The 23983-nt window shown below is 71.2% G+C and carries 21 protein-coding genes; 14 read left to right on the top strand and 7 right to left on the bottom strand.

Features of this window, described 5'->3' with window-relative positions; all coding sequences use genetic code 11:
* Positions 1-133 precede the first annotated feature (133 nt).
* The 9 genes from ACFQ7Q_RS29910 (at position 134) to ACFQ7Q_RS29870 (ending at position 10009) form a co-directional block, all read left to right on the top strand.
* Entirely contained in the window at positions 134-1150 is a 1017-nt protein-coding gene (locus ACFQ7Q_RS29910) for a sugar-binding transcriptional regulator (protein ID WP_383560416.1), read from the top strand.
* Between the two features lie 261 nt (positions 1151-1411).
* A complete protein-coding gene (gene ltnD / locus ACFQ7Q_RS29905) occupies positions 1412-2326 on the top strand; it encodes an L-threonate dehydrogenase (RefSeq protein WP_383560399.1) in 915 nt (304 codons plus the stop codon).
* Position 2327: 1 nt separating this feature from the next.
* The gene (otnK, locus tag ACFQ7Q_RS29900; protein ID WP_383560396.1) at positions 2328-3611 is read left to right on the top strand and encodes a 3-oxo-tetronate kinase; all 1284 of its coding nucleotides are present in this window, start codon (positions 2328-2330) and stop codon (positions 3609-3611) included.
* Positions 3608-4303, top strand: coding sequence for an aldolase (locus tag ACFQ7Q_RS29895; protein WP_383560394.1), 696 nt, complete (start codon positions 3608-3610; stop codon positions 4301-4303). Before otnK ends, ACFQ7Q_RS29895 begins: the two co-directional genes overlap by 4 nt.
* Positions 4304-4357: 54 nt before the next feature.
* Positions 4358-5665 (top strand): MFS transporter, encoded by a 1308-nt coding sequence (locus ACFQ7Q_RS29890; protein WP_383560391.1) that lies wholly within the window; start codon positions 4358-4360, stop codon positions 5663-5665.
* A 77-nt stretch (positions 5666-5742) separates the two neighbouring features.
* Positions 5743-6594, top strand: coding sequence for a 2-oxo-tetronate isomerase (otnI, locus tag ACFQ7Q_RS29885; RefSeq protein ID WP_383560388.1), 852 nt, complete (start codon positions 5743-5745; stop codon positions 6592-6594).
* Positions 6591-7637: a D-erythronate dehydrogenase gene (gene denD, locus ACFQ7Q_RS29880; RefSeq protein WP_383560386.1), complete on the top strand. Its 1047-nt coding sequence runs from the start codon at positions 6591-6593 to the stop codon at positions 7635-7637. Before otnI ends, denD begins: the two co-directional genes overlap by 4 nt.
* 10 nt (positions 7638-7647) lie before the next feature.
* Positions 7648-8406, top strand: coding sequence for a FadR/GntR family transcriptional regulator (locus ACFQ7Q_RS29875; protein ID WP_383560384.1), 759 nt, complete (start codon positions 7648-7650; stop codon positions 8404-8406).
* Positions 8407-8566: 160 nt separating this feature from the next.
* The gene (locus ACFQ7Q_RS29870) at positions 8567-10009 is read left to right on the top strand and encodes a GuaB1 family IMP dehydrogenase-related protein (RefSeq protein WP_383560382.1); all 1443 of its coding nucleotides are present in this window, start codon (positions 8567-8569) and stop codon (positions 10007-10009) included.
* A gap of 72 nt (positions 10010-10081) precedes the next feature.
* On the opposite strand, the gene ACFQ7Q_RS29865 is transcribed toward ACFQ7Q_RS29870, so the two are convergent.
* A complete protein-coding gene (locus ACFQ7Q_RS29865; protein WP_383560380.1) occupies positions 10082-11071 on the bottom strand; it encodes a GDSL-type esterase/lipase family protein in 990 nt (329 codons plus the stop codon).
* A gap of 355 nt (positions 11072-11426) precedes the next feature.
* Between ACFQ7Q_RS29865 and ACFQ7Q_RS29860 the strand changes: the two genes are divergently transcribed.
* Both ACFQ7Q_RS29860 and ACFQ7Q_RS29855 read left to right on the top strand, forming a co-directional pair.
* The gene (locus ACFQ7Q_RS29860) at positions 11427-12908 is read left to right on the top strand and encodes an amino acid permease (RefSeq protein ID WP_383560377.1); all 1482 of its coding nucleotides are present in this window, start codon (positions 11427-11429) and stop codon (positions 12906-12908) included.
* A 10-nt stretch (positions 12909-12918) separates the two neighbouring features.
* Entirely contained in the window at positions 12919-13374 is a 456-nt protein-coding gene (locus tag ACFQ7Q_RS29855; RefSeq protein WP_030204433.1) for an Lrp/AsnC family transcriptional regulator, read from the top strand.
* 54 nt (positions 13375-13428) lie between these two features.
* Here ACFQ7Q_RS29855 and ACFQ7Q_RS29850 read toward each other — a convergent pair whose 3' ends face one another.
* Positions 13429-13974 carry a Repetin gene (locus ACFQ7Q_RS29850; RefSeq protein ID WP_383560374.1) on the bottom strand — a complete coding sequence of 182 codons (546 nt, stop codon included), beginning with the start codon at positions 13972-13974 and terminating at the stop codon, positions 13429-13431.
* 272 nt (positions 13975-14246) lie between these two features.
* Here ACFQ7Q_RS29850 and ACFQ7Q_RS29845 point away from each other — a divergent pair, with 272 nt between their 5' ends.
* Positions 14247-15053: a carbon-nitrogen hydrolase family protein gene (locus ACFQ7Q_RS29845; protein WP_383560371.1), complete on the top strand. Its 807-nt coding sequence runs from the start codon at positions 14247-14249 to the stop codon at positions 15051-15053.
* A gap of 56 nt (positions 15054-15109) precedes the next feature.
* A complete protein-coding gene (locus tag ACFQ7Q_RS29840) occupies positions 15110-16807 on the top strand; it encodes a flavin monoamine oxidase family protein (protein ID WP_383560370.1) in 1698 nt (565 codons plus the stop codon).
* Between the two features lie 117 nt (positions 16808-16924).
* On the opposite strand, the gene ACFQ7Q_RS29835 is transcribed toward ACFQ7Q_RS29840, so the two are convergent.
* From ACFQ7Q_RS29835 to ACFQ7Q_RS29825, 3 genes are all read right to left on the bottom strand, one after another.
* The gene (locus ACFQ7Q_RS29835) at positions 16925-17605 is read right to left on the bottom strand and encodes a DUF5995 family protein (protein ID WP_383560413.1); all 681 of its coding nucleotides are present in this window, start codon (positions 17603-17605) and stop codon (positions 16925-16927) included.
* Between the two features lie 166 nt (positions 17606-17771).
* Positions 17772-19172, bottom strand: a complete 1401-nt coding sequence (locus ACFQ7Q_RS29830; RefSeq protein WP_383560368.1) for a uracil-xanthine permease family protein — start codon at positions 19170-19172, stop codon at positions 17772-17774.
* A gap of 110 nt (positions 19173-19282) precedes the next feature.
* Complete coding sequence (locus ACFQ7Q_RS29825) at positions 19283-20506, bottom strand: MFS transporter (RefSeq protein ID WP_383560367.1); 1224 nt, start codon at positions 20504-20506, stop codon at positions 19283-19285.
* A gap of 102 nt (positions 20507-20608) precedes the next feature.
* Here ACFQ7Q_RS29825 and ACFQ7Q_RS29820 point away from each other — a divergent pair, with 102 nt between their 5' ends.
* Positions 20609-21802 (top strand): ROK family transcriptional regulator, encoded by a 1194-nt coding sequence (locus ACFQ7Q_RS29820; RefSeq protein WP_383560366.1) that lies wholly within the window; start codon positions 20609-20611, stop codon positions 21800-21802.
* Between the two features lie 33 nt (positions 21803-21835).
* On the opposite strand, the gene ACFQ7Q_RS29815 is transcribed toward ACFQ7Q_RS29820, so the two are convergent.
* Positions 21836-23086, bottom strand: a complete 1251-nt coding sequence (locus ACFQ7Q_RS29815; protein WP_383560365.1) for a serine hydrolase domain-containing protein — start codon at positions 23084-23086, stop codon at positions 21836-21838.
* Positions 23087-23172: 86 nt separating this feature from the next.
* Entirely contained in the window at positions 23173-23940 is a 768-nt protein-coding gene (locus ACFQ7Q_RS29810) for an SDR family oxidoreductase (RefSeq protein WP_383560364.1), read from the bottom strand.
* Positions 23941-23983 lie beyond the last annotated feature (43 nt).

Here is a 23983-nt window from a genome sequence, read left to right as displayed (position 1 = left end):
CAGGATGAACGGCGAGTCCAGAGTGTGAACGACGAACGGCACAGCTGGACCGCAAGAGCAGCCCGGCAGCAGCACGACAGCAGCATCTGAGCAGCGGTACGAGAACAGAGCTAAGGAGATCGCGGTGGCGGGAATCTCGGCGGGACGGTCAGCCCTGCGGATGGGACCCGCGGAGCTGGTGCAGGCGGCTGCCATGGCGCGTCGCTTCTACCTCGAGGGCAAGTCCAAGATCCAGATCGCCGAGGAGTTCGGCGTGAGCCGCTTCAAGGTGGCCCGGGTCCTGGAGACCGCCCTCGAACGCGACCTCGTACGGATCGAGATCCGCGTACCCGCGGAGCTGGACGCCGAGCGCTCCGACGCGCTCCGCGCCCGCTACGGGCTCCGCCATGCGGTCGTCGTCGAGTCCCCGGCCGAGGGCGAGGACGAGTCGCCCGACCCGGAGAACCTCGGCGAGGTCGCGGCCGACCTGCTCGGCGAGCTGGTCAACGAGGGCGACGTCCTCGGCCTGGCGTGGGGCCGCTCCACCATCCACATGGCCGCGGCCCTCGACCGGCTGCCCCCGTGCACGGTCGTGCAGCTCACGGGCGTGTACGACGCGGGCACCGCCGAGCGCGGCTCGGTCGAGGCGGTACGGCGTGCCGCGCAGGTCTCCGGCGGCGAGGCGCACCCCATCTACGCGCCGATGCTGCTGCCCGACCCCGCGACGGCGGCCGCGCTGCGGAATCAGACCGGTATCGCCCGGGCCTTCGAGTACTTCGACAAGGTCACCGTCGCCTGTGTGTCCATCGGCTCCTGGGAGCCGGGCATCTCGACCGTGCACGACATGCTCTCGGACGAGGAGCGTGCCCACTACGCCTCCCTCGGCGTCGCGGCCGAGATGTCCGCGCACCTCTTCGACACCGAGGGGCGCCGCGTGGGGCGTGACCTGGGGGAGCGCTGCATCACGGTCGAGGCCGACCGGCTGCGGCGGATCCCCGAGGTCGTGGCGATCGCGGGCGGTCAGCGCAAGGCGGCGGCGATCGGCGCGGTGCTCCGCTCCGGGCTCGTCACCAGCCTGGTGACCGACCGCGCGGCGGCGGACTACCTCCTCACCGAGTCGGCCCCCGGTTCGCGACCGGCGCTGGAGCGCGCGGACCCGGACGGGGCCTGACCGGAACCGTCGGCCGGCGGGCTCTGACCATCAGACCCGTCGGCCCCGCAGTCACTGCCGACCCTTCATCGAAGACGCCCCGAACCTCGGCGGCGGTACGCCTCTGACAGGCGTGCCGCCGCCTTCTGCGTTGCACACCACGCAATCCCGAGCAATGTGACGCGCATCACTGTGGACTGGCCTACATCCTCAGGTCATCATATGACCCGATCACCTTCTGAGGTTTGCGCCGCGGAAGGCACAGCGAGACGAGGTAGGGGCATGAACGACCAGGACAGGCCGACACGTCCGCGCGTCGGCGTGGTGGGACTCGGGGCCATGGGCCTGGGGATGGCCCGCAGTCTGCGGGCGGCCGGGCACGACGTGGCGGTCCACGACCTGCGGCCGGACGTGGCCGAGGGCTTCGCCCGGGACGGCGGGACGGCGTACGCCACCGCCGGCGACCTGGCGGCCGCCGTGGACGTCCTGGTCGGCGTCGTCGTCAACGCGGCGCAGGTCGAGTCCGTGCTGTTCGGCACCGACGGGGCGGCCGACCGGCTGCGCCCGGGCGCCGTCTTCGTGATGTGCTCCACGGTCGACCCCGGCTGGTCCGAGGAGCTCGAGGGGCGCCTCGCCGAGCGGGGCGTGCTCTACCTGGACGCTCCCATCTCCGGTGGCGCCGCCCGTGCCGCCGTCGGCGAGCTCACCATGATGACCTCCGGCTCGGCCGCGGCCTACGAGCTCGCCGACCCGTTCCTGGAGGCCATGAGCGGCACGGTCTACCGGCTGGGCGAGCGCGCCGGACTCGGCTCGAAGGTCAAGATCGTGAACCAGCTGCTCGCCGGCGTGCACATCGCCGCGGCGGCCGAGGCGATGGCGCTGGGCATCAAGGCCGGTGTCCCGGCCGAGGCGCTCTACGAGGTCATCACGCACAGCGCCGGCAACTCGTGGATGTTCGAGAACCGCATGGCGCACGTCCTCGTCGGCGACTACACGCCGCTGTCCGCGGTCGACATCTTCGTCAAGGACCTCGGGCTCGTCCTGGACGCCGCCCGCCCCGAGCGCTTCCCGCTCCCGCTCGCCGCCACGGCGCACCAGATGTTCCTGCAGGCGTCGGCGGCCGGTTTCGGCCGCGAGGACGACAGTGCGGTCATCAAGATCTTCCCGGGCGTCGACCTGCCGAAGGCGGAGGGCTGACATGGGCATCCGACTCGGCTGCATCGCCGACGACTTCACCGGCGCCACCGACCTGGCCAACAACCTGGTGCGCGCGGGCATGCGCGTCGTCCAGCTGATCGACGTACCGCCCGCCGGAACCGGCCACGACGTGGACGCCGACGCCGTCGTCATCGCCCTCAAGTCGCGTACCGTCCCGGCCGCCGAGGCCGTCGACTCCTCGCTGCGGGCCCTCGCCTGGCTCCGCTCCGCAGGCGCCGAGCAGATCTACTTCAAGTACTGCTCCACCTTCGACTCGACGCCGGCCGGCAACATCGGGCCGGTCACCGAGGCCCTGATGGACGCGCTGGGCACCGACTTCACCGTCGCCACCCCGGCCTTTCCCGACAACGGGCGGACGGTCTTCAAGGGCCACCTCTTCGTCGGAGACGTCCTGCTCGCCGAGAGCGGGATGCGGAACCACCCGCTCACCCCGATGACCGACTCCAACCTGGTCTCCGTACTCGCCGCCCAGACCACCCGGCCGGTCGGCCTCATCGACCACACGGTCGTCGCCGAGGGCGCCGATGCCATCCGGTCCCGTATCGCCGAGCTGCGGGCGAACGGCGTCGCCACGGCGATCGTCGACGCCGTCTCCAACGACGATCTGGTGCGCATGGGCGCGGCGGTCGAGGGGCTGCCGCTGGTGACCGCCGGGTCCGGGCTCGCGATCGGTCTGCCCGCGAACTGGGGCTTCCGTCCATCGCCCGCCGCCGCGCAGCTCCCGCCGTCGGCCGGGCACCGGGCCGTCGTCTCGGGATCGGTCTCCGAGGCGACCAACGGCCAGGTCCTGGAGTTCCTGAAGAGCGGCCGCCCCGCGTTCAGCGTGGACCCCCTGCGCATCGCGGCCGGTGAGGACGTCGCCGGGCAGGCGCTGGCCTTCGCCGAGGAGCACCTGGCCGACGGGCCGGTCCTCGTCTACTCCACCGAGACCCCCGACACCGTCCGCACCGTCCAGGGCCGCCTCGGCGCCGCCGAGGCGGGGGAGCTCGTGGAGCGGACCTTGGCGCGGGTCGCCCAGGGGCTCGTGGAGCGCGGAGTCCGCCGCCTCGTCGTCGCCGGTGGCGAGACCTCCGGAGCGGTCGTCCAGGCGCTCGGCCTCACCGGGCTGCGCATCGGGCCGCAGATCGACCCCGGCGTGCCGTGGTGCGCCGCGGCTCTCCCCGCCGGGGACACGCTCCACATCACCCTCAAGTCCGGCAACTTCGGCGGCCCCGGCTTCTTCACCGACGCGTTCGCCCTCCTCGACACGGAGGACGCCGCGTGACCGGGCTCCGCGACAGCTTCGCGGACGCCCCGGACAGCGCCGTGGACGCGGCGCGCGCCGAGATCGTCCGAGTGGGCACGAGCCTGTTCGCCCGTGGCTACGTCCACGCCAGCGCGGGCAACATCAGCGCCCGGGTCGGCGACGGTCATCTGATCACCCCCACCGACGCCGCCCTCGGCTTCCTCGAACCCGAACGGCTCGCGCTGGTCGACGCCGGTGGCGAGCAGGTGGCGGGCGACCGCGCCAGCAAGACGCTGACGCTGCACCGGCACATCTACGAGGCCGACCCCACGGCCCGCTTCGTCCTCCACACCCACTCCACGCATCTGGTCGGACTCACCCTGGCCGGCGTGTGGAGCCAGGACGACGTGCTCCCGCCCCTCACCCCGTACTACGTGATGAAGGTCGGGCACGTTCCGCTCATCCCCTACCACCGGCCCGGCGACCCGCGCGTGGCCGATCTGGTGGCGGCCGCGATCGCCGACCGCGCCGCTCGCGCCACCCCGATCAGGGCCGTGCTCCTCGACCGTCTGGGCCCCGTCGTCTGGGGTCCGGACGCCGCCACCACCCTCGCCGTCCTCGAAGAACTCGAGGAGACGGCACGCCTCTGGCTCCTGACCGACCGTCGCCCTGAGCCACTCCCCGGTCACGCGATCGACGAACTGAGGTCCACGTTCCGAGCAGCGTGGTGACCAGCACTCCACCCCGTCAGAGAATCCCCTGAGCCGCTTACGAAGGATTCCGTCATGTCCATATCCGCGACGACGGCAGAGGCCCCCGACCTCGCCCGCGAGAACGCCGTCTTCCGCAAGGTCGTGCGCCGCATCGTCCCCTTCCTCATCCTCTGCTACGTCTTCTCCTACCTGGACCGCGTCAACGTCGGCTTCGCCAAGCTGCAGATGTCCGCGGACCTCGGTTTCAGCGAGGCGGCGTACGGCCTCGGCGCCGGCCTGTTCTTCATCGGCTACTTCCTCTTCGAGGTCCCCTCGAACCTGATGCTCCAGCGCATCGGTGCCCGCACCTGGATCGCCCGGATCATGATCACCTGGGGCGTGGTCTCGGCGGGGTTCATGTTCGTCTCGAACGAGACGACGTTCTACGTGCTCCGCTTCCTGCTCGGCGCGGCCGAGGCGGGGTTCTACCCCGGCGTGATCCTCTACTGCACGTACTGGTTCCCCTCGCACCGACGTGCCCGGGTCATCGCCCTGTTCATGTCGGCCATCCCGGTCGCCGGCATCTTCGGCAACCCGCTGTCCGGCTGGATCATGGACCGCTTCCAGGGCGTCAACGGCTGGCAGGGCTGGCAGTGGATGTTCCTCCTGGAGGCCCTGCCAGCGCTCGCCATCGGTGTGGCCACGCTGTTCTACCTGGACAACGGCGTGCGCGACGCCAAGTGGCTCAGCGAGGAGGAGAAGGACATCGTCGAGCGGGCGATCGCCGAGGACTCCGCCCACAAGTCGGTGCACGGCCGGGTCCTGGACGCCTTCCGCGATCCCAAGGTGTGGCTGATGTGCCTCATCTACTTCTGCTTCGTGATGGGCCAGTACGCGCTGACCTTCTGGATGCCCACCTTCGTCCAGTCGACCGGCATCGAGGGCAACCTCGCGATCGGCGTCCTCAGCGCCGTACCGTTCCTCGCCGCGCTCGTCGCGATGAACCTCTTCGGCCGCTCGGCGGACAAGCGCCGCGAGCGCCGCTGGCACCTGGTGATCCCGAGCCTCATGGGCGCCGTCGGGTTCTCGCTCGCCGCGAGCTGGTCCGGGTCCACCGTCCTGTCCCTGGTCGCGCTCTCCTTCGCCGCGGCCGGTGTGCTGACCTGCGCGCCGCTCTTCTGGTCGCTTCCCACCGCGTTCCTCGGCGGCACCGCCGCCGCGGCCGGACTCGCCGTGATCAACTCGGTGGGCAACCTCGCCGGCTTCGTCAGCCCGTACATGATCGGCGCGCTCAAGGACGCCACCGGCTCCACCTCGATCCCCATGTACGTCCTGGCGCTCAGCCTCGTCGTCGGCGCCGTCGCCGTGCTGACCACGAACAAGCAGGTCGTCAACCGCTGACGGGCCGCGCCCGTCCCACCGGCCGGATCCGGTCCACCGCTCAGGATCGGATCCGGCCCTTCCCCACAGGAGTCACCATGCCGAGGTTCGCCGCGAACCTGTCCATGATGTACACCGAGCACGACTTCCTCGACCGCTTCTCCGCGGCCTCGGCCGACGGCTTCCGGGCCGTCGAGTACCTCTTCCCGTACGCCTACGACGCCACCGAACTCCGTCGCCGCCTCGACGACCACGGCCTGCGGCAGGTGCTCTTCAACGCGCCCCCGGGAGACTGGGACGGCGGCGAGCGCGGGACGGCCGCGCTGCCTGGCCGTGAGAAGGAGACGCTCGACGGGATCGACCGGGCGCTGGAATACGCGGCGGCGCTGGACTGCCCGCGCGTCCATGTGATGGCCGGACTCGTCCGTCCCGACGCGACCCCGGCCGAGCTCTCCTCGCATCGTGACACGTACGTGGGCAACCTCGCCCGCGCCGCGGAGCGGGCCGCCGCGGCGGGGGTCGACATCCTGATCGAGCCGATCAACGGCCGTGACATGCCCGGCTACTTCCTGAGCCGGCAGGCCGACGCCCATGCCGTGGTGCGGGAGGTCGGCGCCCCGAACCTCAAGGTCCAACTGGACCTCTACCACTGCCAGATCGTCGAGGGCGACCTCACCACCACCCTGCGTCGCGACCTGCCCACCGGTCGCGTGGGCCATCTGCAGATCGCCGGGGTCCCGGACCGCCACGAGCCCGACGAGGGCGAGCTCGACATCCGCCATCTGTTCGGCGTCATCGACGAGTCGGGCTTCGAGGGATGGATCGGCTGCGAGTACGTCCCGCGAGCCGGTACGAGCGAGGGACTCGGCTGGTTCAGGAACCACCGGCACGACCTCGAGAACCACCGGCACGACGAGAACCACCAGAACCACCGAGGAGACAACGCATGAGGATCGTCATCACGGGTGGCTTCGGCTTCCTCGGTCGGCAGGTCGCCCGCGCCCTGCTCGACGCACGGACGTTCCGCGGTACGCCCATCGAGCGGCTGGTCCTCGCCGACCGGTTCGTGCCCGACGCCTCGCCGGAGGCGGCCGACCCCATCGTCGACGTCGTGCGGGGGGACCTGACCGACAGCCTCGACGAGCTGTTCGCGAAGCCGGTCGACGTCATCGTGCACCTGGCCTCCGCCGTCTCCGCCGAGTGCGAGGCCGACTTCGACCTCGGCATGAGCGCCAACGTCGACACGACCCGCGCGCTGCTCGAAGCCGCCCGCGCCCAGTCGGCCGCCGGGGGCCCGACGGCCCTGGTGGTGTTCTCCAGCAGCGTCGCCGTCTACGGCTCCGATCAGGCGCTGCCGCTGCCGCCGGTCGTCTCCGAGTCGACCCTGCCCACCCCTCGATCCAGCTACGGCATCCAGAAGTTCGTCTGCGAGCAGCTGGTCTCGGAGTACACCCGCCGCGGCTACGTCGACGGCCGCGTGACCCGTCTCATGACCGTGTCCGTACGGCCGGGGAAGCCGAACGCGGCCGCCTCGGGCTTCCTGTCCGGCATCGTCCGCGAGCCGCTCGCGGGCCTTCCGGCGATCTGCCCGGTCGACCCCGGGCTGCGGGTCGCCCTGGCCTCGCCGCGGCGCACCGTCGAGGGCATCCTCCGCGTCGCCCAGGCCGAGCGCGGTACGGGCCCCGGCCGGCTCGAAGGCAACCTGCCGGTCAACCTGCCGGCGCTCACGGTCACGGTCGCCGAGATGCTGGCCACGCTGCGCCGGGAGGCCGGTGATGCCGTCGCCGACCTGGTGACGATCGCGCCGGACCCGGCCGTCGAGTCCCTCGTGGGCTCGTGGCCCGCCGCCTTCGACAACACCCGGGCCGCGGCGCTCGGTCTGGCGCCCGACCCCGACTTCGCGGCCGTGGTGCGGGACTACGTCGCCGACCACGCCGACGCGATCGCTCCCGGGACGTCGGCCGGCCCGGGTGACGGGGCTCCGCGCCGATAGACTGATGACCATGTTTTCCAAGGTGAGCGGTCCGGTCCGGCTCGCGGACCGCGTAGCGGCGATGCTCTCGGAAGAGATCGAGTCCGGGCGTATCGCCGAGGGCGACAAGCTGCCGACCGAGGTCGAGCTGGTCAAGCAGCTCGGCGTCAGCCGCACGGTGGTGCGCGAAGCCGTGTCCAGGCTCCGCAACGCCGGCCTCGTCGAAGCGCGCCAGGGCCTCGGCGTGTTCGTCCTGCCGCGCCGCACCCGGCCGCTCGACCTGGAATCCGAGGCCGCCGCGACCAAGTCCAAGGTGCTCCAGATAGTCGAGGTGCGCCGCGCCATGGAGGGCGAGGCGGCCGCGCTCGCGGCCGCCCGCGCCACACCGGCCGACATCGACCGGATGCGCGCGGCGCTCGACGCGATCGACGCCGCGGTCGCGGCCGGTGGCGACGGCGTCGACGAGGACCTCTCCTTCCACCAGTCCATCGCCGAGTCGACCGGCAACGCCGTGATGGTCTCCACGGTGCGGTATCTCGGCGAGGTGGCGCGCAGCGGCATCCGGATCACGCGGGCGAACGAGGCGCGCCGGGACGACTTCATCGAGGACGTCCGCCAGGAGCACCACGCGATCCTGGCCGCCGTGGAGTCCGGCGACGCCGAGGCGGCCAGGGACGCCGCGCTGCGCCACATGAAGCACGCGGCCACCCGGTTGCAGGACGCGGACGAGCGTTTCTGGACGGAGACCGAGGACGTCGACGTGGTGGCTCTGGACAGCACGGCGCCCTGACGGGACCGCCGCATTCGTGCGATCCCACGAGGTCGGCCCCGCACACCTCGGATGAAACGCCCGGGTCTGGTATTCGTACAGGCGTGGGACAATGAACTACGTGCTTTTTCCCCTGGCTGAAATGCCTAGGGGCCGATCCGAACGACTGGGATGTCAGCACGTGCGTTTCCTCAATGACGTCAAGCCGCCCTACGACCTGACGTACGACGATGTCTTCATGGTGCCGAGCCGCTCGGCCGTGGGTTCCCGCCAGGCCGTGGACCTCGCCTCGCCGGACGGTTCCGGCACGACGATCCCGCTGGTCGTCGCCAACATGACCGCGATCGCCGGCCGTCGCATGGCCGAGACCGTCGCCCGCCGCGGTGGCCTCGTCGTCATCCCCCAGGACATTCCGATCGAGGTCGTCACCGACGTCATCTCGTGGGTGAAGAGCCGCCACCACGTCCTGGACACCCCCATCGTCCTGGAGCCCCACCAGACCGTCGCCGACGCGCTCTCGCTGCTGCCCAAGCGGTCGCACGACGCCGGTGTCGTCGTCGACGCGGACCGGCGTCCGGTCGGTGTCGTCACCGACGCGGACCTCTCCGGCGTGGACCGCTTCACCCAGCTCTCCGAGGTCATGTCGAAGGACCTGCTGCTCCTCGACGCCGACATCGATCCGCGCGACGCGTTCAACACGCTCGACCACGCCAACCGCCGTTACGCCCCGGCCGTGGACAAGGAAGGCCGTCTGGTCGGCATCCTGACCCGCAAGGGCGCGCTCCGCGCGACCCTGTACACCCCGGCCACCGACGCGAACGGCAAGCTGCGCATCGCCGCCGCCGTCGGCATCAACGGCGACTTCGTGGGCAAGGCCAAGCAGCTCCTCGACGCGGGCGTCGACACGCTCGTCATCGACACGGCGCACGGCCACCAGGAGTCGATGATCTCCGCGATCAAGGCCGTCCGCGGCCTCGACCCGCACGTGCCGATCGTCGCCGGCAACATCGTCGCCGCCGAGGGTGTGCGCGATCTCATCGAGGCCGGCGCGGACATCATCAAGGTCGGCGTGGGCCCCGGCGCCATGTGCACCACGCGCATGATGACCGGCGTCGGCCGCCCGCAGTTCTCCGCCGTCCTGGAGTGCGCCGCCGAGGCGAAGAAGTACGGCAAGCACGTCTGGGCCGACGGTGGCGTCCGGCACCCGCGCGATGTCGCCATGGCGCTCGCCGCCGGTGCGTCCAACGTCATGATCGGCTCGTGGTTCGCCGGGACCAACGAGTCCCCGGGCGACCTGCAGCACACCGCCGACGGGCGTCCGTACAAGGAGTCCTTCGGCATGGCATCGGCCCGCGCCGTGCAGAACCGCACGAGCGAGGAGTCGGCCTACGACCGCGCCCGCAAGGGCCTCTTCGAGGAGGGCATCTCGACCTCCCGGATGTTCCTCGACCCGGCCCGCCCGGGTGTCGAGGACCTGATCGACTCGATCATCGCGGGCGTCCGCTCCTCCTGCACCTACGCGGGCGCGGCCTCGCTCGCCGAGTTCGAGGAGAAGGCCGTGGTCGGCATCCAGAGCGCCGCCGGTTACGCCGAGGGCAAGCCGCTGCACGCCAGCTGGAGCTAGTCGGTTCTTCGTAGCAGGGCCCCGCGAGACGTCTCGCGGGGCCCTGCCGCGTATCCGGGTCCGTGCCGGGCCTCAGGCGCGGACGTGGGGGCGCAGCGCGTCCGCGACCGCCGCCGCCATCCGCGCATGGCCCCGGTCGTTGGGGTGCAGTCCGTCCGCCAGGTCCTCGGGGTCGAGCAGGGAGCGGCCGGAGAGCACCAGGAGCCGCTCGTCGCCCTCCGCCGCCAGGTCCCGGCCCGCGTCCTCCATGGCTGTGCGCAGGTCCTCCAGCGTGGCTCCCAGGACGTTGGGGGTGGTCTCGGCCTCCGGGCGCAGCACGGGGGAGAGGATCAGCAGCGGGGCGTCGGGGTGGCCCCGACGCACGAGGCGGACGTAGGCGCGGACCGTCTCGTACAGCCAGCCCGCGGAACAGGGCGCTCGGGACCAGCAGTTGGTTCCGAAGGCGAGGGTGACGAGTTCGCCCGGCAGGCTCGCCAGCTGCTCGGCGAGGGGGAGCTCCCCGCGCGCTCCCCCCGCGAAGCCCAGGTTGACCGTGTCCAGGCCGAGCAGCCGCCCCGCCGTCGCCGGCCAGGAGTGCGCGGGCCGGGTCGACCACCAGCCCTCGGTGATCGAGTCGCCGTGGACCAGCCAGCGCGGCCGCCGGGGGGCAGGGGCGAGGGAGCCGTCGCGCGCCCGAAGGCCGAGCACCACCGGTGCCTGGCTCTCCGGCAGATGAACCGCGAACGTCCCTCCGTCAGGCGGGAGTTCGAGCGTGACGGTGGCCTCCTCCGCCGGCATCGTGAAGCTCTCGCCCACGCACCGTCCGTCCCGCCACAGTGCGAAGCAGTGCCGCAGCGCCCGCATCGCGTCGCCCGTCGCGGGCACGGCGGCCCGGTAGCGCAGCTCGACCGCCCGGGTGCCGGGCGCGGCCGTGAACTCCACCCGTACCCCGATGGGCAGCGCGGCCCGCTCGGCCGTGTCCCAGGGGAGCCGCGCCAGGTCGGCGGGGTCGGCACGGACCGCACGGCCGCCGTCGAGCCAGGCCGTGCCGCGCAGATAGGGAGTGGGGTCCAGCCAACCCACCGAAGCCTCCGATCGAGGTGACGCAGCGGGCTCGCAGAGTCGGTCATCCGGCACAAGGAGTCAATGCGCATGCCGTGCGTGCTTCACACCCCGCTTATCGCCCCCATGTGCCGATTCATGCGAGGGGGCGCAATGTTTCCCCGTCCGGGCTCCAAGTGCGCAATGATCATCTGCCAGTGCGCAACAACCCTGCATTACGAGCGCGAAGCATGGGGGCTTAGGCTCATGCCTCGTACCAGGAGTGGCGGCGACCGCCTGCTCGGCGGTTCCCCCTTCCCTCGCGGGTTCTTTCGTCATGCCCGCGTACCGCCGTGGTCGTCGCATTTCGACAGGCAGCGATCAAGGAGCCTTCGCAGTGCTGGATCAAGGCACGGCCTCACCGGCCACCGAGCCGACCGTCCCCAAGAGCTCAGGGCTCGCCGCCCTGACGCGGCGCAAGCCGGTAGAACGCCTGGTCGCCGAGGGTGGCCAGGGCGAGGGCGGTTCGCTCAGGCGCTCGCTCTCGATGTGGCAGCTGACGATGATCAGCATCGGTGCCACGCTCGGCACCGGCATCTTCGTCGTCCTCGGCGACGCCGTTCCGAAGGCCGGCCCCGCGGTCACGATCGCCTTCGTCATCGCCGGTCTCACGGCGCTCTTCTCCGCCCTCTCGTACGCCGAGCTGGCGGGCTCGATACCGGTCGCCGGTTCCTCGTACTCGTATGCGTACGCAACGATGGGTGAACTCGTCGCCTGGGTCTGCGGCTGGTGCCTGGTCCTGGAGTACGGCGTCTCCGTCGCCGCCGTGGCGGTCGGCTGGGGCGAGTACCTCAACGAGCTGCTCGACGGCACGATCGGCGTCACCATCCCCGACGTGCTCTCCTCCGCCCCGGGCGAGGGCGGCATCGTCAACCTGCCGGGTCTGATCGTCGTCCTGCTCGCGATGGTCTTCCTGCTCGGCGGCGCCCGCGAGTCCGCCCTCGTGAACACCATCATGGTGTTCGTGAAGATCGCCGCGCTGGTGCTCTTCTGCGCCATCGGCTTCATGGGCTTCAAGTCCGGCAACTACGCCGACTTCATGCCGCTCGGCATGGCCGGTGTCAGCGCCGCCGGCGCGAGCCTCTTCTTCTCGTACATCGGCTTCGACGCCGCCTCCACCGCCGGTGAGGAGGCGAAGAACCCGAAGCGCGACCTCCCGCGCGCGATCATGCTCTCGTTGATCATCGTCACCGTTCTCTACGTCCTGGTCGCGGCCGTCGCCGTCGGCGCGTGGAACTGGAAGGACTTCGAGGGCTCCGAGGCCTCGCTCGCCGCGATCATGAACGACGTGAGCGGTCAGAAGTTCTGGGGCACCCTGCTCGCCGCCGGCGCCGTCATCTCGATCGCCAGCGTCGTGCTGACCGTCCTCTACGGCCAGACCCGTGTGCTCTTCGCGATGTCGCGCGACGGCCTCGTGCCCAAGGTCTTCGGCAAGGTCAGCGGCAAGACCGGCACCCCGCGCGTGAACACCGTCATCGTCTCGCTGTTCTGCGCCGCCCTCGCCTCCGTCATCCCGCTGGGCAAGCTCGTCGACGCGACCAGCATCGGCACCCTGTTCGCCTTCGCCCTGGTCAACATCGCGGTGATCGTGCTGCGCCGCTCCCGCCCGGACATGGACCGCACCTTCCGCGTGCCGCTGGGCTGGACCTTCCCGATCCTCGGCTTCGGCTTCTGCGTGTACAACATGTTCAGCCTCGACTCGATCACCTGGGTGGTCTTCGGTTGCTGGATGGCCGTGGGCCTCGTGTTCTACTTCCTGTACGGCATGCGCCGCTCCCGCCTGGCCACCGACGTCGTGGCCACCGACGCAGAGAAGTGATCCACCCGTAGTGCGACTCAACGACCTCGACGAACGCATCGTCCACGCCCTCGCGGAGGACGCCCGTCGCTCCTACGCCGACATCGGTTCGCTCGTCGGACTCTCCGCGCCCGCCGTCAAGCGGCGCGTGGACCGGCTGCGCGCCGAGGGCGCCATCACCGGCTTCACCGTACGGGTGGACCCGGCGGCGCTCGGCTGGGAGACCGAGGGGTTCGTCGAGATCTACTGTCGCCACAACACCTCGCCGAACGACATCCGGCGAGGTCTGGAGCGGTACCCCGAGGTGGTGTCCGCGTCGACCGTCACCGGCGACGCGGACGCCGTCGTCCAGGTCTTCGCCTCCGACATGCGCCACTTCGAGCGCGTCCTGGAACGGATCGCGGGCGAGCCGTTCGTGGAGCGCACCAAGTCGGTCCTGGTGCTGTCGCCGCTGCTGCGGCGCTTCTCGTCGGGCTCGCCCGCGTAGTCCCGGCGGCCGCGAGGGGCGGTGCGGGCCGTGGTTCCCGCACCGCCCATCGGGCTATTCGGTCGGGTACTCCGGCTGCCAGGGCAGCACCTTGAAGTCGCCCGTGCCGGCCTTCGTCTTCTCGAACGGCGCCGGGGTGTGGCACGGAGGCACATCACCTCGCTCGGGGTCCTGGGTCACCCAGCTGTAGCCCAGGCGGTCGTGCTTGCCCAGGTCGTGCACGGAGACACCCACGCGGTGGTCCCGGAACACATCCAGGTCGGTCTCGATGACCTTGCCCGTCACGGTGGCCACCTTGCCGCCCGTGACCAGACAGTCCACCTTCACCACGGCGTAGCCGCCCTTGCCGTTCTTGTAGTGGCTGAACCGGAAGGTGCCGGTCGCCGCCTCCGGGTTCATGTTGTCCTTCGCCGCGAGATGGGCGTCGAAGGAGAAGGTGATGTCATCGCTCGCCACCCGGTAGATCTTCGCGCTGCCGGTCAGCGCGGCCGCCTCCCGGTCGCCACCCCGGCCGTCCCCGGAGGCGACGGCTGAGCCCGCGGCCCCGGCGGTGATCAGCGCGGCGGCGGCCAGGGCGGCGATCTTCGTACGACGGTTCATTGTCGGTCCTTTCGGCAGGTCAACCGGACAGCCACCACTCTTCCGCCCGGCCCGCCGCGTGACGTCGCGCCACGGAACGGTCCTCCTCTCCGCCGCACGGCGGGGAGCCGTACGACCCTCGTCGGAGTACCGCGCAACGAATCGCCGCCCCGGTCGGTGATCGCGCAACGGTTCGACGGTCGGTCCGCAACGGTCGCGCCTTGTCCCGGTCGAGCCCGGAACCGTACCGTTTTTGACGTCTCCCCTGTCCTTCGGACCCCTGAGGATCGCCCATGCCCGCGCTGCGCACCGCCCTGCTCCAGAGCTCCGGTGAGCTCGGTGACGTGGCCGCCAATCTGAAGATCCTCGACGAGGCCGCCGCCCGGGCGGCCGAGGCCGGAGCGGGGCTGCTGCTCGCCCCCGAGCTCTTCCTGACCGGCTACGCGATCGGCGCCGACATGGCACGCCTGGCCGAGCCGGCCGACGGTCCCTCCGCCCGCGCCGTCGCGGCGATCGCCGCGCGCCACGGCCTGGCCGTCGGCTACGGCTACCCGGAGCGGGACACCGAGCAGCACGGGGTCCTGTACAACGCCGCCCAGCTCATCGGCGCCGACGGGACCACCCTTCTGCGCTACCGCAAGACCCACCTCTTCGGCGACTTCGAGCACCACTGGTTCACGCCCGGCGACGAGGCCGTGGTCCAGACGGAGCTCGCCGGCCTCAAGGTCTCGATGATGATCTGCTACGACGTCGAGTTCCCCGAGAACGTACGGGCCCATGCCCTGGCCGGTACCGACCTCCTCCTCGTGCCGACCGCGCTCATGCACCCCGCCGAGGTCGTGCCCGAGTCCGTCGTCCCCGTGCGCGCCTTCGAGAACCAGCTCTACATCGCGTACGCCAACCGGACCGGCCCCGAGGGCGACTTCGAGTTCGTGGGGCTCTCCACGCTCGCCGCCCCGGACGGCACCGCCAGGGTCCGCGCCGGCCGCGGCGAGGACCTCGTCGTCGGCGACGTGGACCCTGCCCTCCTCGCCGCCTCGCGCAAGGACAACCCGTACCTCCGCGACCGGCGTCCCGGCCTCTACGGCTCCCTCGTCTGAGCCGTCCCCCTCTCTTCCCGCACTTCCCCGCTTTCCCCGCAAGGAGTCCGTACCCCATGACGTCCACGGTGCCCACGACCGCCGTCCCGCACAGCGACGGCCAGCCGCCGATCACCATGTTCGGGCCGGACTTCCCGTACGCCTACGACGACTTCCTGGCCCACCCGGCCGGTCTGGGGCAGATACCGGCGACCGAGCACGGCACCGAGGTCGCCGTCATCGGCGGCGGGCTCTCCGGCATCATCGCCGCCTACGAGCTGATGAAGATGGGCCTCAAGCCCGTCGTCTACGAGGCCGACAAGATCGGTGGCCGACTGCGCACCGTCGGCTTCGAGGGCACCGGCACCGAGGGCCTGACGGCGGAGATGGGCGCCATGCGCTTCCCGCCCTCCTCCACCGCGTTCCAGCACTACATCGACCTGGTGGGCCTGGAGACGCAGCCGTTCCCCAACCCGCTGGCCGAGTCCACCCCGTCGACCGTCGTCGACCTCAAGGGCGAGTCGCACTACGCGCAGACCGTCGACGACCTCCCGCAGGTCTACCGCGACGTGATGAACGCGTGGAACGCCTGCCTCGACGAGGGCGCCGACTTCTCCGACATGAACCAGGCCATGCGCGAGCGCGACGTCCCGCGCATCCGCGAGATCTGGTCCAAGCTCGTCGAGAAGCTCGACAACCAGACCTTCTACGGCTTCCTGTGCGAGTCGGAGTCGTTCAAGTCCTTCCGGCACCGCGAGATCTTCGGCCAGGTCGGCTTCGGCACCGGCGGCTGGGACACCGACTTCCCCAACTCCATCCTGGAGATCCTCCGCGTCGTCTACACCGAGGCCGACGACCACCACCGCGGCATCGTGGGAGGCTCGCAGCAGCTGCCGCTGCGCCTGTGGGAGCGCGAGCCGGAGAAGATCGTCCACTGGGCGCAGGGCACCTCCCTGCAGTCCCTGCACGAGGGCGCGCCGAAGCCGGCCGTGACCCGGCTGAACCGCACCGCCGGCAACCGGATCACCGTCACCGACGCCTCCGGCGACATCCGCACGTACCGGGCGGCGATCTTCACCGCCCAGTCCTGGATGCTGCTCTCCAAGATCGCCTGTGACGACTCGCTCTTCCCGATCGACCACTGGACGGCGATCGAGCGCACCCACTACATGGAGAGCTCCAAGCTCTTCGTGCCCGTGGACCGGCCGTTCTGGCTGGACAAGGACGAGGAGACCGGCCGCGACGTCATGTCGATGACGCTGACCGACCGGATGACCCGCGGCACGTACCTCCTGGACGACGGCCCGGACAAGCCCGCCACCATCTGCCTCTCGTACACCTGGTGCGACGACAGCCTGAAGTGGCTGCCGCTCTCGGCCAACGAGCGGATGGAGGTCATGCTGAAGTCGCTCGGCGAGATCTACCCGAAGGTCGACATCCGGAAGCACATCATCGGCAACCCGGTGACGGTCTCCTGGGAGAACGAGCCCTACTTCATGGGCGCCTTCAAGGCGAACCTGCCGGGCCACTACCGCTACCAGCGCCGCCTGTTCACCCACTTCATGCAGGACCGGCTGCCGGAGGACAAGCGGGGCATCTTCCTCGCGGGCGACGACATCTCCTGGACGGCCGGCTGGGCCGAGGGCGCCGTGCAGACCGCGCTCAACGCCGTGTGGGGCGTGATGCACCACCTCGGCGGTTCGACCGACGCCACCAACCCGGGCCCGGGCGACGTGTACGACGAGATCGCCCCGGTGGAACTTCCGGAGGACTGATCCCGGCGTACTGTCGCCCGATCCGACGCAGACCGGCCCCCGTGGAACTTCCCGGGGGCCGGTGCCGTTGGGGGAGTGGGGCGGACAGCACCGGCGTGCGAGCGGCCGCGAGAGTGGTCAGCCGTGCCGTGCGAGCGGCGTCAGCAGCATCCGCCCCACCAGACCCACCGACCGGTCGAGGCGTTCCCGGAACTCCTCGGCCAGGTCGGGCAGTTCCCGCAGCTGCCAGAGCGAGCGCGCGGCGAGCCAGGCCCCGTCGCGGGCCCGGTCCAGGCTCCAGCAGCCCAGCAGATGCGTCAGCGGGTCCGTGATCTCCAGCAGGTCCGGGCCCGGCATCACCTCCTCGCGGATGCGCTCCTCCAGGAGCACGAGGATGTCGCCGACGCGGTCGAACTCGTCCTCCAGGTCCCGTGGCGCGCACTCCAGCTCCCGGCAGGTGTCGACCACGGCGAGGGCGAGGTCGTGCCCGATGTGCGCGTTGATCCCGGCCAGCGCGAACTGCAGCGGCCGTACGTCGGGGTGGCGCCGGTAGTGGAAGAGCGGCCGCCAGCAGGCCGGGGCGGGGATGCCGGTGGAGACGGCGTCGACCACCGCGAGATAGCGCTCCGCGAAGCGGACGTCGAGGGTCGCGGCCGCCCGTCGGTCGGCGAAGGTGCCGGCGTCGATGGCGTGGCCGATCTCCTCCGTCACCGTCAGATACACGCGGTTGAAGACGGCGACCCCGTCGGTCGGGTGCCAGGCCGAGCGGATGATGCGCATCCGCTCCACCACAGGGTCGACAGCCGTGAACTGCCCGATCCGGCCGGGGCCCTTCCGAGCAGGGTCGATCTGATCAGGGCCGTTCCGAGCGAAGCCGGTCTGCGGGGTGCCGAGCTGCTGGGTCTGCGCCATGGGGGCAGCGTCCCAGCAGCCGGTCCCGCGAGGGAACTCCCGGGGCCCGGCTTCCCCAGAACGGGCGAATCGCCTACGACTTGGTGGCGGAGCCCTCGTCCGTGCTGCCTTCGTACGAGCTGGTGCCGGAGTCCAGCAGCGGCTCCTGCCGCTTCAGGTGTTCCGGGGCGAAGGCCCGCAGCACGTGATAGCCGGTGAGCACGACGATCGTGCCGAGCGCGATGCCGCCGATCTCGAACGTGTCGGTGAAGGTCAGCTTCACTCCGCCGACGCCGATGATGATGCCCGCCGCGGCCGGCACCAGATTGAGCGGGTTGCGCAGGTCGACCTTGGCGTTGATCCAGATCTGAGCGCCGAGCAGGCCGATCATGCCGTAGAGGATCACCGTGATGCCGCCGAGCACACCGCCGGGGATCGCGGCGACGATCGCGCCGAACTTGGGGCAGAGGCCGAAGAGCAGCGCGAAGCCGGCGGCGGCCCAGTAGGCGGCGGTGGAGTAGACGCGGGTGGCCGCCATGACGCCGATGTTCTCGGAGTACGTGGTGTTCGGCGGGCCGCCCACGGCGGTCGACAGCATCGAGGCGGCGCCGTCGGCGGCGATCGCGGTGCCGAGCCTGTCGTCCAGGTTGTCCCCGGTCATCTCGCCGACGGCCTTGACGTGACCGGCGTTCTCCGCGATCAGGGCGATCACGACGGGCAGCGCGACGAGGATCGCGGACCACTCGAAGCTGGGCCCGTGGAAGGAGGGCAGGCCGATCCAGTCGGCCTGGGAGACGCCGGAGAGGTCGAGCCGCCAGTGGTCGGTGACCTGACCGCTCGGGGACATCGAGTGGATCTTGCCGAAGACCAGGTCGAAGACCCAGGAGATGGCGTAGCCGAAGATCAGGCCGAGGAAGATCGCGATGCGCGACCAGAAGCCGCGCAGACAGACCACGGCCAGGCCGGTGAACAGCATGACCAGCAGTGCCGTCCACTGGTCCTGCGGCCAGTAGGTGCTCGCGGTGACCGGGGCGAGATTGAAGCCGATCAGCATGACGACGGCGCCGGTGACGATCGGCGGCATCGTCGCGTGGATGATCCGCGCGCCGAACTTCCGTACCGCCAGACCCGCCAGGAACAGCGCGCCACCGACGACGAACACCGCGCCGGTCACGGTCGCGCTGGTGCCGCCGGAGGCTCGGATGGCCGCGGCGACACCCACGAAGGAGAGGGAGCACCCCAGATAGCTGGGGACCGTGCCCCGCGTCGCGAGCAGGAAGATCACCGTGGCGACGCCGGACATCATGATGGCGAGGTTCGGGTCGAGACCCATGAGCACGGGCGCCACGAAGGAGGCGCCGAACATCGCGACCACGTGCTGGGCGCCGAGCCCGGCCGTACGGGGCCAGGAGAGCCGCTCGTCCGGCCGGACCACGGCTCCTGGAGCGGGTGTCCTCCCGTCGCCGTGCAGGGTCCAGCGCACGCCGAGGTTCATGGGGTCGCTCCAGTTCTCCGGTTCCGGCGGCCCTGCCGAGGCCGCAAAAGATCAGCCATATGCTAATGCGCCGCTGGTCACCGAGGTTCCGGCACCATGTTCCGCGATTCCTACGACACCTTCCCCGAGCTGGTCGCGGGGCTTCCGCTTCCGGCCGCGGCGGTGCTCGTGGGCCGGGAGCCCTGGCGCAGCACCCCGGCGCCGAGCACGAGGCCGAAGGCCAGCAGGGTGACCAGGCCGAAGGAGAGCGTCAGCGATGTCGCGTCGGCGATTCCGCCGATCGCCGACGGGGCGATGAGACCCGAGGTGTACGTGATGGTGGCGACGCCCGCGATGGCCTGGCTGGGGTTGGGGCCGCTGCGGCCGGCCGCGGCGAAGGCCAGCGGGACGACGACGGCGACCCCGAGGCCGATCAGACCGAATCCGGCCATCGCGACGGCCGCGTGCGGGGCGAGGACCACGAGCAGCCCGCCGACGGTCGCGGCGACACCGCCGACCCGTACCGTCCGTACGGCGCCGAACCGGTCCACCACGCGGTCTCCGACCAGCCGGGCGATCGTCATGGTCAGCGCGAAGGCGGTGGTGGAGGCCGCGGCGACACCCGCCGACGAGCCGAGTTCGTCCCGCAGATAGACCGCCGACCAGTCCAGGCTCGCGCCCTCGGCGAACACTCCGCAGAAGCCGATGGCGCCGATGATCAGGGCGGACTTCGGAGGCAGCGAGAAGCGCGGCGGCGGCTCCTCGTCCGGGGCGCTCTGCAGATCGAGGACGCCCTGGCAGAAGACGAGGCCGAGCGCGGTCAGGACGAGCGCGGCGACGAGGTGGTGGAGACGCGCGTCCGCGCCGAGGTGGGCGGCGACGGTGCCGGCGGCCGAGCCGATGAGCGCGCCCGCGCTCCACATGCCGTGCAGGCTGGACATGATCGACTTGCCGAGACGGTTCTCGACCTCGACGCCGAGCGCGTTCATCGCCACGTCGGACATGCCGGCGGTGGCGCCGTAGAAGAAGAGTGCCGCGCAGAGCCCGTAGATGTTCGGGGCGAGCGACGGCAGGATCAGAGCGAGCGTCCAGAGGGCGAGCAGGCCGCGCAGCGCGGTGCGGGCGCCGAAGCGGTGGCTGATGGCGCCGGCCAGCGGCATCGCGAGCGAGGCGCCGACGGCAGGGAAGGCGAGGGCGAGTCCGAGCTGACCCGCGCTCACATCGGCGTGGTCCTGGATCCACGGGATGCGGGTGGCGAAGCTGCCGGTGACCGCGCCGTGGACGCAGAAGACCGCGGCGACGGCGAATCGGGCTCGCCGCAGCCGCTCGGTACTGAAGACGGTCTCGCCCGTCATGTGCCCTCCCTGGTCGACGTCCGCCGTAAACTATCAGGAACCCTGCCTGATAAATAGATCGGCGGGAGAGGTCCACGTACGAGAGTCTGAGAGGATCCCGGTATGCCCGCATCTCCGAGCACCGCCCGGGCCATCAACGACCGGCTCGCCCTGCGACTGCTCCAGGACGAAGGGCCGTTGACGGCGACCCAGTTGAAGACGCTGACCGGCCTCTCCCGGCCCACCGTCGCCGACCTCGTCGAACGGCTCCAGGGCTCGGGACTCGTCCGGGTGGTGGGGGAGTCCGGCGCGGAGCGTCGCGGGCCGAACGCCAAGCTGTACGGGATCGTCGCCGACCGCGCGCACCTCGCCGCCCTCGACGTACGGACCGACTCCCTCTCGCTCACCGTCGCCGACCTGCTCGGCGCCACGCTCGCGGAGGCCTCGGCGCCGATCGACGGGAAGGACGGGACCGGACCGGCCGTCGAGAAGGCGGTCTCCCTCCTCGAACGGACCGCGAAGTCCGCCGGGGTGGAGCGACTGCACAGCGTCGTCGTCGGCGCCCCCGGACTGATCGACCCCGCCACGGGCGGGCTGCGTGACTCGGCGAAGCTCCCCGAGTGGCACCGCAGGCTGATCGACGCCCTTCAGGAGCGGCTGCCGGCGACCGTGCTCGTCGAGAACGAGACCAACCTCGCCGCCGTCGCCGAACAGCGGGCCGGGGTCGCTCGCGACCGCGACACCTTCGTCCTGCTCTGGCTCGGCCAGGGTGTCGGAGCGGCCGTCGTGCTGGACGGCCGGCCGCGCCGCGGGGCCTCCGGCGGCGCGGGCGAGCTCGGCTTCCTGCCGGTGCCCGGCACCTCGGGGCTGCCGTCGGCGACCGGCTGCGAGGGCGGCTTCCACGAGCTGGCCTGTGCGGCCGCGGTGGCGGCCCTCGCCGTGGAGCACGGCCTGGACCCGGCCGACGCGCTCACCTCGGGACACGGCCCCTTCCTCGACGCCCTCGCCGGCCGCCTCGCGGTCGGCGCGGCGGCCGTCGCCTCCGTCCTCGACCCGGGCTGTGTAGTCCTCGGGGGCGAGACCGGCCACCGTGGCGGTCGGGAGCTCGCCGCCCGCGTCGAGGCCCGGCTCGCCGCCCTCTCGCCGCTGCGCACGGAGGTCCGCGCCACCGCACTCGGGGACACGGCAGTCCTCCGGGGCGCCCTCCTGGCCGCCCGCGACGCCGCGCAGGACGAGCTCTTCGGCCCGCCGGAGCACGACAGCCACGGGCGGCACGGCCAGGGCGTGCCCGGCGGATCAGCGCCGCACACGCCCTAGGGCGTCTCGTTCGGATCTCGCCGGGCTCGCGGGTCAGCTGATCGTCAGCGGAGTGTCCGGGGCGAGTTCGGCGGCGATGAGTTCGGCGACCTGCTCGGCCGTGTTGCCTTCCGGCGCGTTCGCGGTCTTGGTCGTGGACACCGCGATGGCGAGGCGCTCGGAGGGGAGATACGCCTGGATCGCCGCATAGCCGGAGAACGACGGGTTCTGGACCAGCCAGGTGTTGACCACGATGATGCCCAGCCCGAAGTGGGCGGCCTCGGTCTGCTCGATGCAGATCGTGGCGGGACACGTGGCGGTCGCGCCGCCCAGGCCGACCGTGCCCGGGTTCAGGAAGGTGCGGTAGGAGCGGGGCGAGAGGAGTTCGCCGCTGCCGATGGCCTGCGCCGAGCGTGCCAGGTCGCAGACGTCGGTGGTGATGACCGCGCCGGGCGCGGTGGTCCACGACGGGTTCCAGAAGGTGGACTCCTCGTAGATCCCGCGGTCGGAGGTGAAGGCATGCAGGACCGGACTCGGGATGTCCGGAGTGAAGTTGTTCTGCGTGTCGCGCAGCCCGAGGGGACCCCAGATCCGCTCCTTCAGGAACTCGTCGATCCGGGTGCCGGTGATCTTCTCCAGCGCTTGGCTCAGGAGCAGGTAGTTGGCGTGGGAGTAGCTCCAGCTGGTGCCCGGCTCGTACCAGAACGAGTGGCTGTACGGGAACGCCAGCAGCTCGTTCGGGGTCCACTGGCGGAACGGGTGGGGCACCAGCTCGGCCAGGAAGGCCGGGTCGGTGACGTAGTCGTGCAGGCCCGAGGTGTTGGAGGCCAGCATCCGCAGGGTGATCTGCTCGGCCTTGGGCAGGTCGGGCAGCCAGCGCTCCACGGTGTCGTCGAGCGAGACCTTCCCCTCCTCGACCAGCTGGAGGAGGGCCGTGCCGATGTGGGCGAAGGCCACGGAGCCGGCGCGGAAGTGCATGTCCGGCTGGGCCGGGACGCCGGTCATGGACTCGCCCAGGGCGTCGGTGAGGACCTCGCGCCCGTCGAGCGTGACCTTCACCTCCACGGAGTTCAGCTTCAGGTCCTGCTTGGCCTTGCGGGTGATGTCCAGGACCTTGCGGGCCTGACGGTCGAGGGGGCGCTCGGTCCTCACGCAGTCGCGGTCGCCGTGGTGGCCGGGACCCTCCGCGAGAGCGGGGGTGGCGGCCGAGGTCTGGACGGTGGCGGCGAGGAGAGCGGCGCAGAGCAGCGCGCTGCCGACGCGCGCACGCGAGCGCAGCCGCGTGTGGAAGGGGGTGCGTGTCATGCCCGCACTATGGCCGGAAGGTCCTCGACAATTCGGCCGAACACTCCGCAAAGCACACGAGACGCGCCCATGTGGGGCAGACCGGACTAGGTCGTGGGCCGGTCGGGGGCGCTTCCTTCGTCGAACCGTGCCGTCAGGAACTCCTCGAAGGTCACCCGTCCCACCGCGGACTCCGGCGCGAGATGACCTCCGTGGCGCAGCCCCCGGTAGACCTTGCCCGGCAGGGGGACCTCGACGATCCTCCGCTGCTTCCCGCTCGCCCGCAGATAGGCCGCGGCCAGCTCGGCGAACGTCCGCACCTCGGGGCCGCCCATGTCCGCCACACGCCCGGCCGGCGGGCCCGCCGCGAGTTCCGCGAGGCGGTACGCGGCCTCGGTGACCTCCATCGGCTGGTCCCGTACGGCCTTCGGCAGCAGCATCACCGGTGGCTTCGCCAACCCCTCCAGGAGCCGCAGGATCAGGTCGTGGAACTGGGTGGTCCGCAGGATCGTCCAGCCGAGCCCCGACTGCTGGATCCGCCGCTCGACCGCGTACTTCGCGCGGTAGTAGCCCAGCGGCACACGGTCCACGCCGACGATCGAGATGTACAGCAGATGTGGCACCCCGGCCCGGTGCGCGGCCTCGATCAGCAGCCGGGCCGCCTGCTCGTCGTGGCGCGTGATGTTCGTGCAGTGGACGATCGCGTCCACGCCGTCCACGGCCCGGTCCAGGAGCGGGCCGCCCCGGCGCAGATCGACGGCGTACGGCGGCGAGTGCCGGCTGAGCACCCGCACGTCGTGGCCCTCCGCGCGCAGCTTCTCGCAGACGGGCCCGCCCAGTGTGCCCGTGCCTCCGGTCACCAGGATCGTGGTCATGTTCCCAGCGTGAACGCCTTCGCCGCGGCCCGCACACGCGGGC

It is taken from the genome of Streptomyces sp. NPDC056527 (assembly GCF_042794475.1).
Classification (GTDB): Bacteria; Actinomycetota; Actinomycetes; order Streptomycetales; family Streptomycetaceae; genus Streptomyces.
Note: the sequence above shows the minus strand (reverse complement) of the source record. Positions and strands in the feature narration are given on the sequence as shown.